Raw genomic sequence first — 17,606 nt, 5'->3', positions numbered from 1 at the left:
GCCAGCCAGGTACGCGCCGACGCGCGCAGACCGGGCGGACGCCGCACCACAGGCGGCGCCTGCGCACGCCCGCGCCCCGCGCTCGCGCGGCCCGTGGTGCCGCGCCGGGCCGGATGCGCCGCCGCACGAGCATCGCAAGCCTTATCACCGCAGCCCGGCGGCCCAGGCGCGGGAGCCCGATCGGGAGCGGGAGCCGTCGCACCGGCACCCGCCAGACGCTCCTGCGACCCCGCACGCCGCCCGGACCTCGACACCGCCCACACCGGCCACGCCAAGGGGCGGGCCGAGCGCGGCCACCAGGCGGCCGCGATCTTCGAGCACGGGTTATTACGCACGGCTCCTCTAACGCACGGCTCGGTGAGCAGCACGTCCCAGGCGGCGGCGAGGGCCGCTGCCCGCGCGCGGAGCCCGTCCTCGCCCGGCCGCGCGCACAGGCGGCGGAACCCGCCAGATCGGACGATCCAGGCAGGGGCGCCGGTCATCCGGGGCAGGGCAAGGTCGCACCCGGACGGCAGGGGAGACGCCCGGACGGCGGGGGAGACGCCTGGGTCGGCTCGCGCACGCCGTCACCCCGGGGACCGGACCGGTATTTGTATCCCAGGGGTATAAAGTGGAGGTCATGGTGCGACCTCCGCTGACCCCCGAAGAGCGGCTGCGCGGCGAGCAACTCGGACACGTGCTGCGCCAGGCCCGCGGCGACCGCAGCATCGTCGAGGTCGCCGCCGCCGCGGGCATGTCCGCCGAGACCCTGCGCAAGATCGAGACCGGCCGCATCGCCACGCCCGCGTTCTTCACCATCGCGGCCCTGGCCGACGTGCTCGGCATCTCCCTCGACCAGCTCGCCGTCCGCTCCACCCCGGCTCCCGCACCCTGACATCCCGCCCGGAGCGGGCCTGACGGTGATACCGTGTCCTTGCTACTCAGTGGTACCAAGTAGCCGGGAGCTGGCGGCGCGTGGACAACCTCACGGAGATGCTGAAAGGCACGCTCGAAGGCTGCGTGCTGGAGATCATCGGCAGCGAGGAGACCTACGGCTACGCCATCACCCGCCGCCTGAACGACCTCGGCTTCACCGACGTCGTCGAAGGCACCGTCTACACCATCCTGCTCCGGCTGGAGAAGAACGGCCTGGTCCAGGTCACCAAACGCCCCTCCGAGGTCGGGCCGCCGCGCAAGTTCTACGCCCTCAACGACGCCGGCCGCGAGCAGCTCGCCACCTTCTGGGCGAAATGGGACTACATCGCCGAACGCCTCGGCAAGCTCAGGGAAGGCCGCGGATGAACCTCGCCCGCATCGGCGACCGCCCCGCCGCCTGAGGCCCCCACGGTCACGCCGGCGGGTCCAGGCGGGCGGCGACGCCGTCCAGCACCCACTCCAGCCCCGTGTGGAACGCCGTCTCGGCGTCCACCTCCCGCCCCTCGCTGACGAACCGCGACAGCGCCGGGAAACGGCCCGTGGCCAGCATCTTGGTGAGGTAGGGGCCGTGGGCGTGCTGCCAGTCGCGCTCCGACAGGCCCGTGGCGCGCTCGGCTCGCAGGTGCGCGATCTCCCGCCGGATCGCGCCGGTGCAGTAGTCGTTGACCACCTCCACGGCCCGCATCACGGCCTGCAGGTCGGCCACCCCGTCCAGCGCCGACAGCAACGCCTCCATCACGGCCAGGGCGTTCGGCCCCAGCGCCGGGCGGCCGCCGAGCAGATCGGCCAGCCACTCGTGCCGCAGAGCCGACGCACGGGTGCGGCAGGCGTGCCCGCGCAGCGCCTCGCGCCACCCGCCCGCCGGCCCGGCGGGCAGCAGCTCGGCCCTGACCTCGTCCACCATGAGGTCGAACAGCTCCTCCTTGGTGGAGATGAAGCCGTACAGGCGCATCGGGCCCGCCTGGAGCCGGGCGGCCACCTTGCGCAACGACACCGCCTCCAGCCCGCCCTCGTCCGCCAGCTCGATCGCGGCGGCGACGATCCGCTGCCGGTCCAGCGGCGCGGGGCGGGCGGGCCGCTCGGGCCGGTCCCACACAGTCATGCAGGACATCGTACTGTTGCGATACTCCGTATCGGAGCGATACGGTGTATCGACATGAGACACCGTATCGCCGTGGTGGGGGCAGGCCCCGCCGGCCTCACCTTCGCCCGCGTCCTGCACCGCCACGGCCGCCCCGCCACCGTCCTCGAACGCGACACCGCACCCCACGCCCGCCCCCAAGGCGGCACCCTCGACCTCCACGACGCCCTCGGCCAGCGCGCCCTCGGCAAAGCCGGCCTGCTCGCCGAGTTCACCCGCCTGTCCCGCCCCGAAGGACAGGCCATGCGCATCCTCGACACCGACGGCACCGTCCTGCGCGACTGGAAGCCCCGCCCCGGCGAACGCGCCAACCCCGAAATCGACCGCGGCCACCTGCGCGACCTGCTCCTCGGCCCCCTCTACGTCCAGTGGGGGACGACGGTGACCGAGGTCGAACCCGCCAATGACGGCGTGCGGGTCCGCTACGCCGATGGACGCACCGCCACCTTCGACCTCGTCATCGGCGCCGATGGCGCCTGGTCGCGCGTCCGCGCCGCCCTGTCACCGGTCACCCCCCACTACACCGGCGTCACCTACCTCGAAACCGGCATCGACGACATCGATGACCGTCACCCCGAGCTGGCCCGCCTCATCGGCGACGGCTCACTGGCCGTCTACGGCGTCAACCGCGGCCTGGTCGCCCAGCGCAACAGCGGCGGCCACGTCAAGGTCTACGCGCAGTTCCGCGCGCCCCGCACCTGGCACACCGACCCCGAACGCCACCTGGGCCTCACCGGATGGCCCCGCGTGAACCTGGCCGACCCGCAGGCCGTACGGGCGCTGCTGGAGGCACTGTTCGACGGCTGGGCGCCGCACCTGCTCGACCTGCTGCGCCACGGCACCGCCTTCCACCACCGCCCCCTGCACGTCCTGCCCCCGGACCACACCTGGACCCACGTGCCCGGCGTGACCCTCATCGGCGACGCCGCCCACCTCATGCCGCCCCTCGGCGTCGGCGCCAACCTCGCCATGCTGGAAGGCGCCGAACTCGCCGAGGCCCTCGCCGCAACGGACGACCTCGACGCCGCCGTCCGCGCGTTCGAGCAGACCATGTGGGAACGCGCCCGCACCTTCGCCACGATGACGATCGCCGGACTGCAACGCCTGGTCAGCCCCGACCCCGCCCAGGCGATCGCCCTCTTCGACGAGCTCCAGCCCGCCTGACCCCCCTTGCGGCCACACAGCACCCCTCAGCCGGACCGCCGGTCACGCAACAGCGGATGGGCCCGCATCGCCACCTCCAGCTCCCCGGGCAGATCATCCCGGTAACGCCCCAACGTGGACAGATCTCCGTGTCCCAGCACCCGCCGCACCGCGTCCATGTCGACCGCGTCCGCCAGCAGATGCGTCGCCGTCGTATGCCGCAGCCCGTGCGGGGTGACCGAGCGACGCTGATCGGCCGGCACCCGCGCCTGCACCCGGTCGATCACCGCCTGCACATCACCCCGCGCCAGCCGCCGCCCCCGCCACGACAGCAACAACGCCTTGTCATCCTCGGCATCCGCGCGACGGCCCCGCTCCAGATACGCCTGCAGCACCGCCGCCACGTCATCCGGCAGCGGCACATCACGCGTGCGGCCGCCCTTGCCGAAGATCCGCCAATACCGCACCCCGTCGTTGGTGTAGAAGTCCTCCACATTCGCCCGCACCAGCTCCGACACCCGCGGCCCCACCGTCGCCAGCAACAGCACGATCACCGCATCACGCAGCTCCGTGCGCTGATCACGCCGCCTGCCCTGCTCCGGCGCGGCCTCGGTCAGCGCCCGCGCCGCCTTGATGAGGCCCTGCGCCTGCTCGCGGGTCAGCGCCCGCCGCTGCGGCGCCAGCCCGCCCCGCTCCCTGGCCGTCACGCTCGAGCGCGTCATCGGGTTGATCTGCACCCACCCGGCCAGCGTCGCATGCTTGAACAACGCCGAGATCGACCGGCGAAACCGCGCCTGCGACGACGGCGACTGCCCCGCCGCCCGCTGCCCGCCGCCGCGTCTGCGGCCGTCAGGACGGCGCGCGAACGCCAGCAAAATCGCATCGACGTCCTCACCCGTCAGATCGTCGAGCACCACATCAGGACCGGCCAGCTCCACCAGCGTGGCCACATCACGGGCATAGACCTCGGCCGTGGACGGCGACAGCGCCCCCGTCAGCGTCCTGGCGCGCACCAGCTCCACATAACGGTCCGCCGCCTCCGCCACCGTCACCCGGTCGAGCTCCGCAGGCCGCACCGGCACCCCTCCCATCACGCGCAACACGATCGGCAAGATCCACGCACGACGGTAGCGGCCGCCACCGACAATCTCAGGCCCCCGCAACACGGCGAACGCCGGCCCCCACCGAGGACCGGCGCCCACCCCACGGCAGCAAGGGGGGTCAGATGTCGCGGAAGGTCTCGATCCGCGCGCCCAGCGCGTTCAGCCGCTCGGCCAGATCCTCATACCCCCGGTTGATCACGTACACGTTGCGCAGCACCGACGTGCCCTCGGCCGCCATCATCGCCAGCAGCACCACCACCGCCGGCCGCAACGCCGGCGGGCACATCATCTCCGCGCTGCGCCAGCGCGTCGGCCCCTCCACCAGCACCCGGTGCGGATCCAGCAGCTTCACCGACGCGCCCAGCCGGGTCAGCTCCGTCAGATAGATCGCGCGGTTGTCGTAGACCCAGTCGTGGATGAGCGTCTGCCCCTGCGCCGAGGCCGCGATCGCCGCGAAGAACGGCACGTTGTCGATGTTCAGCCCCGGGAACGGCATCGGGTGGATCTTGTCGATGGGGGAGACCAGCTTCGACGGCCGCACCGTCAGATCCACCAGCCGGGTCCGGCCGTTGGCGGCCGCGTACTCGCCGCCCCGGTCGTGATCCAGCCCCATCTCCTCCAGCACCGCCAGCTCGATCTCCAGGAACTCCACCGGCACCCGGCAGATCGTCAGCTCCGACGACGTCACCACCGCAGCCGCCAGCAGGCTCATCGCCTCCACCGGATCCTCCGACGGCGAGTAGTCGACGTCCCGCTCGATGTCGGGCACGCCGTGCACCGTCAGCGTCGTGGTGCCGATGCCCTCCACCCGCACGCCCAGCTGCTCCAGAAAGAAGCACAGGTCCTGGACCATGTAGTTGGAGGAGGCGTTGCGGATCACCGTCACCCCGTCATGGCGGGCCGCGGCCAGCAGCGCGTTCTCCGTCACCGTATCGCCCCGCTCGGTCAGCACGATCGGCCGCGACGGCGACACCCCGCGATCCACCCGGGCGTGGTAGAACCCGCCGGTGGCGGTGATGTCCAGCCCGAAGTGCTTCAGCGCCGACATGTGCGGCTGCACCGTACGGGTGCCCAGGTCGCAGCCGCCCGCGTACGGGATCTGGAACTGATCCGTACGGTGCATCAGCGGACCCAGGAACATGATCACGCTGCGGGTGCGGCGCGCCGCCTCGGTGTCCATCGACTCCAGCTCCAGCCGGGACGGCGGCACGATCTCCAGGTCGCTGCCCTCGTTGATCCAGCGCGCCCGCACCCCGATCGAGGCCAGCACCTCCAGGATGCGGTACACCTCCTCGATCCGCGCCACCTTCCGCAGGATCGTCCGGCCGGAGTTGAGCAGCGACGCGCACAGCAGCGCCACGCACGCGTTCTTCGACGTCTTGACGTCGATGCTGCCCGACAACCGGCGGCCGCCCACCACCCGCAGATGCATCGGCCCCGCATAGCCGAGCGAGACGATCTCGCTGTCGAGCGCCTCGCCGATCCGGGCGATCATCTCAAGACTGATGTTCTGATTTCCGCGCTCGATCCGGTTCACCGCGCTCTGGCTCGTCGCCAGCGCATCCGCCAGCTGCAGCTGTGTCCAACCGCGATGCTGGCGAGCGTCCCGGATCAGCCGGCCGATCCGCACAAGGTAATCATCTGCCACAACAGCAGACCATATCTCACATATGAGATGTACTCGCGCCCAAGGGTGCCGACGCGCCGGACAGCTCCCGAAGACGCGCCAGATGCTCCGGCGTCGCCTGCGGCTTCAGCTTGTGCACGAACGCATGCCGCGCCTGCCGGAACCCGCTGCGATCGTCGAACATGTCCCGGCTCATCTCCGCCAGCTCCTCGGCCCGATAGGCATCCAGCGGCTTACGCCGCTCATCGGCCTCGCGCGCCTGCCGCCGCGCCGCCAGGAACCGCTCATAGTTCGGATCGGCCGCAAGCCGCTCGGCGTACTCCAGCACCCGCCGCTCGAAGTCCAGCCGCGAACCCGCCAGCGCCTTGTCGGCCAGCCCGACCTCCACCGCCTCGGCGGCGCCGATCGGCAACGCCTCCTGCGTCAGCCGCCGCGCCACATCCGCGCCCACCCGGCGCGTCAGCGAATACGTCCAGTACTCACTGCCGAACAGCCCCATCGTCCGGTAATGCGGGTTCAACACCACCGAATCCCGCACGATCACCCGGTCGGCGCCCAGCCCCATCATCACCCCGCCCGCACCGGCGTTCCCGCCGATCGACGTCACCACCAGCTGACTGGTGCACCCCACGATCTCCCGGCAGACCGCGTTGATGGCGTTGATGTTCATCCACGCCTCCAGCTCCGGCTGCCGCGCCGCCTCGATCACGTTCAGATGGATGCCGTTGGAGAACACCTCACCGCCGCGCACCACCAGCACCCGCGTGTCCTGCGAGACCGCGTACCGCAGCGCCGAGGCCAGCCGCCGGCACTGCTCGGTCGACATCGCCCCGTTGTAGAAGTCGAAGCTCACCACGCCCACGCCCTCGCTGCGGTCGTAGGTGATCTCGCTGTAGCCCGACCGCTGCGGCACCCCGGCCACCGCGTCGCCGAGCGCCATCGTGGCCGGCAGCTTGATACCGCCCTCACGCTCGACCTTCACATGACCCACCCACAGCGTGCCGTCACCGGTGTGCACCAGCACCGCGCCCTCACGCCGGCCGGCCACCGTACCGGGCGTGCCCAGCAGCTCAGGACCCCGGTAGACGTCGAACACCCGCACCGGCAGATCGCACAGCACCGACCGGCCGCCCGGCGCGCCGTCGGCCGCCCGCACCCGCCGCAGGATGTCCTCGGTCGGCTCGCCCCAGGAGAACTCCCGGTCGGCGTGCCGCATCGGCCGCCGCAGCCGCCCCTTCACCTCCGGGTTGCGGTAGTCCAGCGGCACCGGCACGAACGCCGGATCGGCCGCCTTGCGCGCCACCTCCGCCACCAGCTCGACCGCCGCGTCCGCCACCGGCCCGTTGTACAGTGCCGACTTGCGCGGCGGCTCCGAGGGCATCGGGAACGTCCGGTACGCCCAGATCGGGCCGGCGTCCATCTCCTCCACCGCCTGCAGCGCCGTCACCCCCCACTCGGGCTCGGCGTCGGCGATCGCCCAGTCCAGCGAGGACGGGCCGCGGTCACCGGGAGGCCCCGGGTGGATGATCACCGTACGGCGGGTGCGCCACAACGCCTCAGGCACCCGCTCCTTCAGGAACGGGCAGATGATCAGATCGGGCTTGTGCAGCTCGGCCGCCTCCGTCATCTGCTCAGGTGAGATCGCCAGCTCCACGCCGACGTCGTGCCCGGAGCGACGCAGCTCCAGCCAGGCTCGCTGGGTCAGGCCGTTGAAGGAGGAACAGAGCAGCAAGATACGCAACGCGGGAACTTCTTTCCGAACAGGGGAGCAGCGGTCACCAGGGCGGGACTTACCGGGCGGGCGGCGCCTCGCCGCACGCGCCACAACCCTTTACGGCAGTCCCATATGACCCATACATGCTCAAGATGCTGACATGAAATTTCCACTGCTGGTGACCAAACACGACAAAAACCCTGGTCGGAGGCCCCAGATTGACCTGCTTTGCCCGGAAAGATCCCGCCCGGTCACCAGACCACCACGCAACGAACCGGTCCCGCCCGCCGGCCACTCCCGGGAAGACCACCAACCCCTCAGCGCCAGACCACCGGACCTCACCCGAGGACCTGCCAGCCACATCACCGCAGACCGAACCGAGCCTCGGGGACGGGGCGCCCGAGCGGGGGAGAGGCCCGAGCGCCCCCGGCGATGACAGTCCGCCCATGCAGGACACATCACCACACCCCCAGCATCCCGCCCCACCACCCCACCGCAGGTCACGCCCAGGACAGAATCCACCGACAGCCCCTTGACACAACCCCGCCCCACCACGATCCAAACCCGCCACCCCACCCCGACTTCCCGCACCACCAAAACCCCTTGACCCACCCTTCACCCCACCTGCACCCGGCCACCCGCCCCCACACCCCATCCTGAACGAAACGAAAGGACACGCCATGCACCCCACCCTCACCACCGTGACCGCCACCCTCGCCCTCACCACCGCCTGCACCACCACCCCACCCGCACCCCCAGACGCCCACCCGCCACCGCCCGCCGCCGCCCGCACCACCGACTGCGGACGCACCCCCGCCGGACTCCACATCACCGCCGACCTGCCCGCCATCCACCCCGCAACCGCCTGCACCACCGCACGCCACGTCGCCGACGCCTACCAGCGCAACCGCCCCGCCCCAGACGACGACGACCTGCCCAACTTCACCATCAACGTCGACGGCGCCACCTGGGAATGCCGCCTCATCACCGGCACCCACCCCCACGGCCGCTGCCAGCACCCCGCCGGAGGCGACGTCACCCTCACCACCTGACCCCGGACACAAAGGCCGCCGAGCAGCCCCTCAGCCACCCGGCCAACCCCTCTCCCAGCCAGACCCGGCCTCAGACGATGCCACCCACCGGCTCGCCGTCGTGCACACCACCCACGCGCACCAGCCGCGCCGGACCGGTCGCGCTCAGCATGACGACCCCCCGAACACACATGCCGCAGTCGTCGAGACCCGCGGCACCCCGCCGGCCCGGACGAGGCCACCGGCACGGCCGACGCAGGCAAGGCCGCGCTCACCGGCAGCGCAGCATTCAGCGCGAGCACCGCCACAACGACACCGACACGAGACATGACCCCGCCCAATCACGAAAAGTCACACTTAGTGACTCTTCGCTTCCTGTCGCACGACCACAAAGATCTCAGGAAGGAAGTCCATGTCTGACCTTGCCCTCCTCACCCGCCGCACCCTTCTGGCTGCAACGGCCCCCACCGCCGCCCTTGCCCCTGACAAGTCCCGCCCATACGCGTGGTCGCAAGGTCCCCACCTGGGACAGCATGGCCTCATGAGCCTCGGGTTCGAAGCGTGGGGCCTGCGGCGGGATCAGTCATCCAGCCCCCTGGGTGCCACCACCTCCTAAGTCCGAAGTGTCTGGTTTGCTCGCGTTTGGGGTGACTAGTCTCCGCCCGGGGCGGGGTAGGGGAGCGCCGCTGATGCGTCACCCGCGCTGCTGCGTGCATGTGGGGGTGGGGTGCGACGGCGTGGGTCCATCGCTCGCGCCGCCTGGTGTGACGAGGGGAGCAGGCCGTCGCCACCAGGTGTCGGGGGCGTGTGCGAACACATCACGTCACGACAATCGCCACATCCAAGGACGAATGGAAAGTAAAGCGCTATACCATACAGAACCTACATTCTGTCTGGTATCGGAATGGAATGGGTAAGGGAAACGTCGGCCGTGACCCCAGAGACCGGGAATCCGGGGCTGGGGGCTCACAACCGGTTGACGAAGCGTGCTGCGGCGCGCTGGCTCATGCCGGTCTCACCGCGTACGAGGAAGACGGCCTCACGGATCTGCCCGAGCGCCTTCAGCTCCCGGGCTTGATCGACAAGGTCGATGCTGATCGTCGGCCGGTTGCGCGGGCTCCTGGTGAGCCGCACCGCGAAGATGATCAGCCAGATGGCCGCGGCGGTGATCACTGCGGTGATCGCGACGAGGCCGGGTGTGGTGATTGCTAAGGCGGGCATGGTCGTGGCGCCTGCCCGTGCGCATCGCCCTTATTCGCAGGCGTTGCCGGTTGCTTGATAATGAACATTATGTCAAGTAGACCGTTTCCGGGACGGGGCGGGGAGCAGCGGTCGCTGCTCCCCGAGCCCACTTCATCCGAGTCATCACCGGCGACGCGTCTGACGCCTTCGCTGCTGCCGGAAACTTCGAGAGCCGCGTGCCGCCTGCGTCTCGAACGCGGGCGGCACCTCGTTCCAGCGCCGCGAACGCCGGCCCCGGGCCCGCGCACAGGCCGTCATCACCGCACTCTCCATTTCCCGCATGACCGGTGCGCGCAGGCGAGCGGCGGGATCAGCGCGCTGGTGACGGCCATCCGCAGCACCTCGTCCAGCGTGCGCGGGCCCGGGGCCGGGGCGCCGGCGGCCCGCTCCCCTCGTCACGCCCCTCACCTACCGTCCCCCACCGATACGAGCGCGTGCACACCGTCGGCCCCGTCACCGCGGCCTGCCGACCCGGCATCCGGCGGGCCTTGCCGGTCTCGCGGTGCGGTCCCCCGCGCAGCCGTCCGCACCGCTCGGCCGGATGCCGCCCTCTCGGACGTTCCGTGTCGAAGTCGCATGCACCCCCTGGCCGAGGCGCTCGTGGTAAGCGCGGGGCTGATCAGCGGCGCTGTGCAGCAGCTCTCTTGGGGCGAGTGTCAGCGGCGGCGACCTACGCGAACAGGTCGTCAGTGCGGCTGAAGGCAGATCCCTTGCGCCGGCCCCATCACTTTCCGGCCCGCCGTTGCTGCGCTGCGGATCGGGCAGGGGTGGGCGCGCAGGTTGGATGTGGCGCCGCTGCCGAAGGCTCTGTCTGCCGGAGCGGTGTCGGTTACATGTAGGTGTATGGGGTGCCGGATGCGCCGATCGAGAAATCGCACGGGCGTTTATCGGATGTCGGCGCCGGGTCTGTAGGCGGCCGATGCGGGCCTTAACCGCGATTCGGGTGATTATCGGCCGCGTTTGGTGCGGGTGGCCATCAATTGACGGGCTCCTCCCCCGGTTCCCGCTGCCAGGAGTTTCAGTGTGGCGAAGGTGAGCAGGCGGGTGGCGATGATGACGAGGGTGCCGGTGAGGAGTGCGGTGGGGCCGTCGATGTGCAGGGGCAGGCCGAGGGTGGTGCAGAGCCGGTCGGACAGCCACAGGGCGGCGGGTGGGGCGAAGAGGGAGAGGCTCAGGATCGCGGCCGGGGGTTGTGACGGCCCCTCCGTCCGGTGGTCGAGGGTGGTGCGGGCGGCAAGGGTGGTGCGGGCGGCGAAGGTGGTGGCGCCCAGGGTGAGGGTAGTGACGGCGATGGCCCCGGCTTGTTGCGGGGGTGGGCCGGCGAGGTGGATGCCGGGGGTGAGCACGAGTGCGGTGCAGGCGGCGGTGAAGGAGGCGGCGAGGGTGGTGGCGATGGTCGTGGTGTTGGCCGGGAGGGGCGTGGGGGTGGTCTTAAGTGGGCCATCAATTGAGAATGGCACGCTTTTCGAGGTTATGCGAGGTGGGTGATGATATGGCGGTGTTTATGGGGCTTAATGCGGCTGGTTTATGGCGGGTATTGTGCGGAAATGCGCATCTCCGGGCGGTGGGCGGTGAAGGCTTGCGGTGCGGGCCTCCAGGGGTGCGAAGGCGCTGGTGGCAGTGGTGGGTGGCCACTCCCCTGCTGGTGAGATGGATGTGTCTGGTGGGAAGGTTTTTGGGCCGTGTCGAGGCATGTGCGCAGGGTGATTTTGCGGGCGTTGAGCGGGGGTTTCGGCCTCTCGGGTGGCGGTGTTCGGGGTGTTGACTGCGGGTTTGACTTTGTGTTGATTGACTGTCGCCGCCGGGGTGCGGCGTTTTAGGGTGGAGCTCCTGCCGTTCGCGCCGCGAGAGGAGCAGCACGTGGGGACCGAGTCGGTGTTATGTCCGGTATGCCGGGGGGTTCTGCCCGCGTCGGGCAAGGATGCGTACACGACGTTGCGCGGCCGGTTGATCGTGTCGAACGGGTACTGCGCGGGTGGCTGCGTGGAGCGGCGTGCGCAGGCGGCTGAGCAGGAGGCGCAGCGGCGTGCCCGGCAGCAGGCGAGCCCGCGGCCGGGTGCCGGGCCGCAGCGCCCGGTGCCGGGGCGGATGCAGGAGGCTCGGCCCGAGCCTGAGTCTCCGGAGCGGGCTCCGGAGCCGGTGAGGGGGCAGGGGCCCTCCCCTGCCGCTGGTCCCTCCCCCGCCGTCGCGGGTGCGGGCAGGGTGCCGCTGCGCGCGGTGCGCTGATCGGTGGCCGGTCGCCCGCCTCTCAGGGTGTGTAGGGGCGGGCGGCGGTGACGGCCGACAGGGGCAGTGGCCCGTACAGGTGGGGGTAGCCGTTCTCGATGCGGACGTCGAGGCCGGTGGGGTCGATGTCGAGGACGAGCAGCGGCTCGGTGACGTCGCGGTAGTAGGTGGCGTGGACGGTGCGCAGCTGGTCCATGTCGCGGCTGCAGTGGATGAAGCCCTCGTCGTCGAGGGTGCGGCCGAGGGTGGAGATGCGGTACTCCCCCGCGCTTTGGGCGTGCTGCCAGTCGGTGCGCAGGGCGAGATGGTGGATCATGTGCTTCATTATGGCGGTCTCGGCGGCCTGGGCGAGGAGGGCGCGGGCGTCGTCGAGGGGGCGCTGTTCGACGAGGTGCTCGAGCCAGAGCGTGGTGACGGTGGTGGAGAGCAGCCGCACGCGGGTGTCGTGCGGGGGCAGGCCGAGGGTGCGGGCGAGGATGTGCAGGCAGCCGTCGGTCCAGCGGCGGGCGATGGCCTGCAGGGCGGGGTCGCGGCCGGCGTGGACGTACAGCTCCCACAGGCCGAGCTGGCGGGTGCGGTCGGCGGCGGCGATCTGGTCGAGCAGGCCGGGCAGGCCGTGGTGGGCGATCCAGTCGCGCAGGGTGCCGAGCTCGCGGTCGACGAGGGTGGCGAAGGCTTCGGCGATGAGCTGGCCGCGTGAGGCGAAGTAGTAGGTGGTGGCGGCCAGGGGCAGTCCGGCGTGGCGGGCGACCGCGCGGTGGGTGACGGCGGCGAAGCCGCCGTCGGTGAGCAGGTGGACGGCGGCGTCGAGCAGGGTGGCGCGGCGGCGTCGGCTGCGGTCTTGGGCGGGGCCGCGGTGCTGGGTCAATGGGCACCTGCGAGGTTGAGGAGGACGACGCCGGCGATGATGAGGAGGATACCGCCGATCTTGAGGGCGGTGAGGGTCTCGCCCATGAAGGCGGCGCCGATGAGGGCGATGGCAGCGGTGCCGGCGCCGGACCAGACGGCGTAGGCGGTGCCCATGTCGAGCTGGAGTTTCAGGACGCGGGCGAGCAGGGCGAAGGAGGTGAGGTAGCCGGCGGCGACGACGATGCTCCAGCCGAGGTGGCTCAGGCCGTTGCTGAGTTTGAGTGCGCTGGTGGCGATGACTTCTGAGGCGATGGCGAGGGCGAGCAGGAGCCAGGCCATGGGGGTCTCCCTGACTGGAAGTGGTACGGGCGTACCGGATTTTAGGGTGGTGCCGTGTGCGCTCCCCCGGTTGGCGTGATCCGCTTGAAAACGCTGTCGAAAACGTGTTCCACTGGTGGGCGTGGATTGGGACGTGCTGGCGCTGGTCGATTCCACGGCCGCCGATGATCGGCCGTTGATCGAACGCCGTGCGGTGGTGCGTAACGGTTTTTACGAGATGCAGGCCCGCACGGTGATCGAGAGGGTGCCGCCGGCGGCGGGCATCGCGCAGGAGTGGGCCGTCTCCCCCTATCGGGGTTGCGCGCATGCCTGCCGGGGCTGCGGGGCGCGGGCCGGGCACCGCAGGCTCGGCCTCGGTGCCGGCGGCGATTTCGACACGCGTATCGTCGTGCGGCCGAATGTGGTCGAGCGCCTGCGCGCGGAGCTGGCGCGCTGGGACGGCCGGGAGCTGGCCGTCGGCGTCGGCGGTGACTGCTACCAGGCGGCCGAGGAGACCTACCGGCTCATGCCCGGGGTGATCGGGGCGCTGGCGCGCTCGGATACGCCGTTCACCGTCTACACCAAGAGCGCTCTGGTGCTGCGTGATGCGGCGCTGCTGGCCCGGGCGGGCGCCCGGGTGGCGGTGTCGATCGCGTTCGTCGACGAGCGGATCCGGCGGGCGGTGGAGCCGGGGGCGCCGTCGGCGCAGGCGCGGCTGGAGCTGGTGTCGGCGCTGGTGGAGGCGGGTGTGGAGTGCCGGGTGCTGATGGCGCCGGTGCTGCCGCTGCTCAGTGACGCCGCCGATCAGCTGGCGGCGACCGTGCGCCGGATCGCCGCGACGGGGGCGCGGGCGGTGGAGCCGGTGGTGTTGCGGCTGCCGCCGGGTACCCGCGAGTGGTACCTGCGGTGGCTGGAGCAGGCGCACCCGTCGCTGGTGGAGCGCTATGAGGAGCTGTACGACCGTGCGGGCCTGCCGGCCGAGGGCTATGAGCGGCGCATCACCGGGCAGATCGCGCAGCTGTGCCGGGTGTACGGCATGGCGTGCGGCGCCCCCGAGCCCGCGCGGCGCGAGCCGAGGGCGGCGCAGCTGGCCCTGGTGTAGCCGGTCATCCGGTGGCGGGGCAGACGGTGCCGGGCGGCGGGAGCCTGAGCGTGGTGAGGTAGCGGTTGACGTGGGCGGTGACGCAGCCGCTTGAGCTGTTGAGGTAGGCCATGTGGCCGTGGCCGTCGTAGCGGATGGTGGACGAGCCCGGCACGTGGCGGATGGTGGTGGCGACCTCGTCGTGGTCGGTCCAGGTGCCCACGCCCAGGACGGGCGGTAGTGCGTGGCCGGGCAGCGGGGCGGGTGGGTTGGTGACGGGTGCGGGCCAGCCGGCGCAGGCCAGCGCCCACCAGGCGCGCTGTCCGGCGAAGTGCGGTGAGAGCTCGCGCGCTTTCGCCAGTGCGGCGCGGTAGGCGGCGTATCCGGTGTATCCCCCGCCGTCGAGGCAGCGCGTCATGTTCTGTCCGACCGGTGAGGGCACTTTGGGCCGGTCGGTGGCCTGGCGTACGTAGGCGGCGAAGCCGGAGGCGTCTCCGTCGGCGGCTTTGGCGATGGCGTCGGCGAGCTGGACCCAGCGCGGCCGGTCGGGTTCGCGGCCCGGCGAGGTGAAGCTGGGCGCGGCGGCCACCTTGACGTCGAACCCTGTGTAGGCGGTGCCGTCGGGGTCGCCGCGGACGGGGATGGGGGTGCGGTCGGCGCGCTCCACCAGGTGGCGCCACACTTGTTTGACGTCGCGGCCGTGCAGGGCGCAGGAGGGGTCCGTGCGGCACCAGGCGGCGAAGCGGTCCAGTTGCCGTTCGGCCCGCTGGTACAGGCGGGGTTCGCCGGTGGCGGTGTCCTCGGTGTGGCTGGTGGTGCCGTCCATGACCAGGGCGCGGATGCGGGAGGGGAACAGGCGGGCGTAGGCGGCGGCGGGGTGTCCGCCGTAGGAGTTGGCCAGCAGGTTCACGCGGGGTTCGCCGAGGGCGGCGCGCAGGGCGTCGATGTCGCGGGCGACGGAGGCGGAGTCCATGTGGTCGAACAGTTCCGGGTCGGCGGCGCGGCAGCGCTCGGCGTGGGCGCGGTTGGTGCGGGCGAGTGCGGCGTACTCGGCGCGGTTGCGCGGCAGGGGCAGGTAGGGGCCGGTGGTCAGGCACTCATGTGGCAGCGGCCCGCCGGGGGTGACGGCGTTGCGCGGGGCGAAGCTGATGACGTCGAAGCGTCGGCGCAGGGGATCGAGCCTGCCCTGGTACTGCGTGAGGTCGTCGATGCCGGAGGCTCCGGGGCCGCCGGGGATGGAGATGACGGTGCCGATGCGGCGCTGGGTGCCGGAGGCGGGGAGCATGGCGAGCGGGATGGTGATGGTGCGGCCGGTGGGGTGGTTCCAGTCGAGCGGTACCCGCAGGTCGGCGCAGCGCATCTCGCGGGGCAGGCCGGGTGTGGTGCAGGGGTGCCAGGCCAGGTGCCGTGCGGGTGCGGCCTCGGTGGCGGGCAGCGCGATGAGTCCGGTCGCGAGTGTGAGGGCCGCCCCTGCGGCCAGGACCGCCGCTTTGTGGCGTTTGAGCGCGATGGCGGTGGCCCCGGCGGTCAGCGCGAGGAGCGGGTAGGCGGCGAGCAGGGCGGCGGCCGCCGGTGGGGGCAGCAGGCCGCCGGTTCCGGCGATCTCCTCCGGTAGGGCGGCGAGCGTGTACGCGCTCACCTGGGCCCGCAGCGGGGCGGGCAGTGCTTGGACGGCGACGGGCAGCACGACGAAGAGCAGGGCGAGGGCGACCAGGCTGCCCGGCGTGGATCGCAGTGTCGCGCCCACTCCCAGCCCGGCCAGCGCCGCGGCGGTCATCGACAGTCCGGCGGCCACGAGCGTGGTGAGCGCCCCGGGGTCGGTGAGCGGGATGCCGAGGCTCTGCCCGTCGAGCAGGATCTGCCCGGCCCGCTCCCCCAGCACGCTTTGTGCGGTCAGGTGCATGGCGAAGGCCAGGAGTTGCCCGGCGGGGAGGGTGACGGCGGCCAGGCCGGGGATCTTGGCCGCCAGGAGCAGCTGCCGCTGCGGTACCGCCATGAGGCTGGTGTGGATCATGCCGGTGGCGTATTCGGAGGTGATGGTGAGCGCGCCGAACGTGCCGAGCACGAAGTGCGCGATGGGCAGCCCGGGGCCGAGGCCGGTGCCGTTGCCGGTGAAGCGCAGGCGTTCTTCGAACGTCTGGGTGTCGAAGCCGCGTCCGATGAGGTACGCCACGGCGGCGCAGGCCAGGACGGCGAGCAGGGTGCAGGCGAGCAGGAGGGCGTTGGAGCGCAACGTGCGGAGCTTGAGCCATTCGGCGGCGATGGCGTCCCATGCGTGTGTCATCGCCGGGCCTCCTGTGGGTGGTCGTCGGTGAGTTCCAGGAACGCTTCCTCCAGGGTGGCGGTGCGCGGGGTCAGCTCGCGCAGGGCGATCTGGGCCGTGAGTGCGAGCTCGCCGATCGTCTGCGGTGCCAGGCCGTGTACGGACAGCTCGCCGGGGCCGGGGGTGACGGTGGCGCCGTGGGCGCGCAGGACCTCGGCGAGGCGGTCGGGGTGGGCGGCGCGGACGAGCACGTCGCGGTGGAAGCGGGCGGCGAGCGCGTCCACCGGGGTGTCGGCGATCAGGCGGCCGCCTGCGATGACGATGACGTGGTCGGCGGTCAGTGCCAGCTCGTTCATCAGGTGGCTGGACAGCAGCACGGTCCGGCCCTGGTCGGCCAGGCGGCGCAGCAGGTCGCGGATCCAGCGGATGCCTTCGACGTCGAGCCCGTTGAGCGGTTCGTCGAACATCAGCGCCTGCGGGTCGCCGAGCAGCGCGGCGGCGATGCCGAGCCGCTGGCGCATGCCCAGGGAGTAGGTGGCGATGCGCCGGTCGGCGGTCTGGTGCAGGCCCGCCTCATCGAGCACCTCTTCCACCCGGCGGAGGGGGATGTGGTTGCTGCGGGCCAGCCAGGTCAGGTGGGCGCGGGCGGTGCGGCCGCCGTGGACGGCTGCGGCGTCCAGCAGTGCGCCCATGGTGTGCAGGGGGCGGCGCAGTGCGGTGTAGGGGCGGCCGTCGATGAGCGCCTGCCCGGCGGCGGGGGTGTGCAGGCCGAGGATGGCGCGCATGGTCGTGGATTTGCCGGCGCCGTTCGGGCCGAGGAAGCCGGTGACCAGGCCTGGTTTGACGGTGAAGGTGAGGTGGTCCACGGCGCGGGTGCGGCCGTAGCGGATGGTCAGGTCTTGTACGTCGATCACAGTCGGACAGCCTGGCGGCCGGGCGCGGTGGTCTCCATG

General features: G+C 71.5%; 15 protein-coding genes. 5 read left to right on the top strand and 10 right to left on the bottom strand.

The window, feature by feature from the left end; all coding sequences use genetic code 11:
• Positions 1–619 precede the first annotated feature (619 nt).
• Both AB0K67_RS02115 and AB0K67_RS02110 read left to right on the top strand, forming a co-directional pair.
• Positions 620–874, top strand: coding sequence for a helix-turn-helix transcriptional regulator (locus AB0K67_RS02115; protein ID WP_364051395.1), 255 nt, complete (start codon positions 620–622; stop codon positions 872–874).
• Positions 875–954: 80 nt separating this feature from the next.
• Positions 955–1,281: a PadR family transcriptional regulator gene (locus AB0K67_RS02110; RefSeq protein WP_364051392.1), complete on the top strand. Its 327-nt coding sequence runs from the start codon at positions 955–957 to the stop codon at positions 1,279–1,281.
• A gap of 46 nt (positions 1,282–1,327) precedes the next feature.
• Here AB0K67_RS02110 and AB0K67_RS02105 read toward each other — a convergent pair whose 3' ends face one another.
• Positions 1,328–2,017, bottom strand: a complete 690-nt coding sequence (locus AB0K67_RS02105; RefSeq protein WP_364051389.1) for a TetR/AcrR family transcriptional regulator C-terminal domain-containing protein — start codon at positions 2,015–2,017, stop codon at positions 1,328–1,330.
• Positions 2,018–2,071: 54 nt separating this feature from the next.
• Between AB0K67_RS02105 and AB0K67_RS02100 the strand changes: the two genes are divergently transcribed.
• Positions 2,072–3,220, top strand: coding sequence for an NAD(P)/FAD-dependent oxidoreductase (locus AB0K67_RS02100; protein ID WP_364051386.1), 1,149 nt, complete (start codon positions 2,072–2,074; stop codon positions 3,218–3,220).
• Between the two features lie 26 nt (positions 3,221–3,246).
• On the opposite strand, the gene AB0K67_RS02095 is transcribed toward AB0K67_RS02100, so the two are convergent.
• From AB0K67_RS02095 to AB0K67_RS02085, 3 genes are all read right to left on the bottom strand, one after another.
• Positions 3,247–4,251: a tyrosine-type recombinase/integrase gene (locus AB0K67_RS02095; RefSeq protein WP_364051383.1), complete on the bottom strand. Its 1,005-nt coding sequence runs from the start codon at positions 4,249–4,251 to the stop codon at positions 3,247–3,249.
• A gap of 169 nt (positions 4,252–4,420) precedes the next feature.
• Entirely contained in the window at positions 4,421–5,932 is a 1,512-nt protein-coding gene (locus AB0K67_RS02090; RefSeq protein ID WP_364051380.1) for a UDP-N-acetylglucosamine 1-carboxyvinyltransferase, read from the bottom strand.
• A 34-nt stretch (positions 5,933–5,966) separates the two neighbouring features.
• Positions 5,967–7,670: an enoyl-CoA hydratase-related protein gene (locus tag AB0K67_RS02085; RefSeq protein WP_364051377.1), complete on the bottom strand. Its 1,704-nt coding sequence runs from the start codon at positions 7,668–7,670 to the stop codon at positions 5,967–5,969.
• Between the two features lie 653 nt (positions 7,671–8,323).
• Between AB0K67_RS02085 and AB0K67_RS02080 the strand changes: the two genes are divergently transcribed.
• On the top strand, positions 8,324–8,695 hold the full coding sequence (locus AB0K67_RS02080) for a hypothetical protein (RefSeq protein WP_364051374.1): 372 nt from the start codon (positions 8,324–8,326) through the stop codon (positions 8,693–8,695).
• Between the two features lie 945 nt (positions 8,696–9,640).
• On the opposite strand, the gene AB0K67_RS02075 is transcribed toward AB0K67_RS02080, so the two are convergent.
• The 4 genes from AB0K67_RS02075 to AB0K67_RS02060 form a co-directional block, all read right to left on the bottom strand.
• Positions 9,641–9,895 (bottom strand): hypothetical protein, encoded by a 255-nt coding sequence (locus AB0K67_RS02075; protein ID WP_364051371.1) that lies wholly within the window; start codon positions 9,893–9,895, stop codon positions 9,641–9,643.
• A gap of 968 nt (positions 9,896–10,863) precedes the next feature.
• Complete coding sequence (locus AB0K67_RS02070; RefSeq protein WP_364051368.1) at positions 10,864–11,376, bottom strand: hypothetical protein; 513 nt, start codon at positions 11,374–11,376, stop codon at positions 10,864–10,866.
• Between the two features lie 788 nt (positions 11,377–12,164).
• Complete coding sequence (locus AB0K67_RS02065; protein ID WP_364051365.1) at positions 12,165–13,010, bottom strand: DUF952 domain-containing protein; 846 nt, start codon at positions 13,008–13,010, stop codon at positions 12,165–12,167.
• Positions 13,007–13,330, bottom strand: a complete 324-nt coding sequence (locus AB0K67_RS02060; protein WP_364051362.1) for a multidrug efflux SMR transporter — start codon at positions 13,328–13,330, stop codon at positions 13,007–13,009. The genes AB0K67_RS02065 and AB0K67_RS02060 overlap by 4 nt, the downstream gene beginning before the upstream one ends.
• A gap of 133 nt (positions 13,331–13,463) precedes the next feature.
• Between AB0K67_RS02060 and AB0K67_RS02055 the strand changes: the two genes are divergently transcribed.
• Positions 13,464–14,411: a radical SAM protein gene (locus AB0K67_RS02055; protein WP_364051359.1), complete on the top strand. Its 948-nt coding sequence runs from the start codon at positions 13,464–13,466 to the stop codon at positions 14,409–14,411.
• 4 nt (positions 14,412–14,415) lie between these two features.
• Here the strand turns inward: AB0K67_RS02055 and AB0K67_RS02050 are convergent, their stop codons facing one another.
• Together AB0K67_RS02050 and AB0K67_RS02045 are read right to left on the bottom strand one after the other, a co-directional pair.
• Positions 14,416–16,674 (bottom strand): alpha/beta fold hydrolase, encoded by a 2,259-nt coding sequence (locus AB0K67_RS02050; RefSeq protein ID WP_364051356.1) that lies wholly within the window; start codon positions 16,672–16,674, stop codon positions 14,416–14,418.
• Positions 16,671–17,567: an ATP-binding cassette domain-containing protein gene (locus AB0K67_RS02045; protein WP_364051353.1), complete on the bottom strand. Its 897-nt coding sequence runs from the start codon at positions 17,565–17,567 to the stop codon at positions 16,671–16,673. The genes AB0K67_RS02050 and AB0K67_RS02045 overlap by 4 nt, the downstream gene beginning before the upstream one ends.
• Positions 17,568–17,606 lie beyond the last annotated feature (39 nt).

The organism is Nonomuraea sp. NPDC052634 (assembly GCF_040678535.1).
Lineage (GTDB): Bacteria > Actinomycetota > Actinomycetes > Streptosporangiales > Streptosporangiaceae > Nonomuraea > Nonomuraea fastidiosa.
Note: the sequence above shows the minus strand (reverse complement) of the source record. Positions and strands in the feature narration are given on the sequence as shown.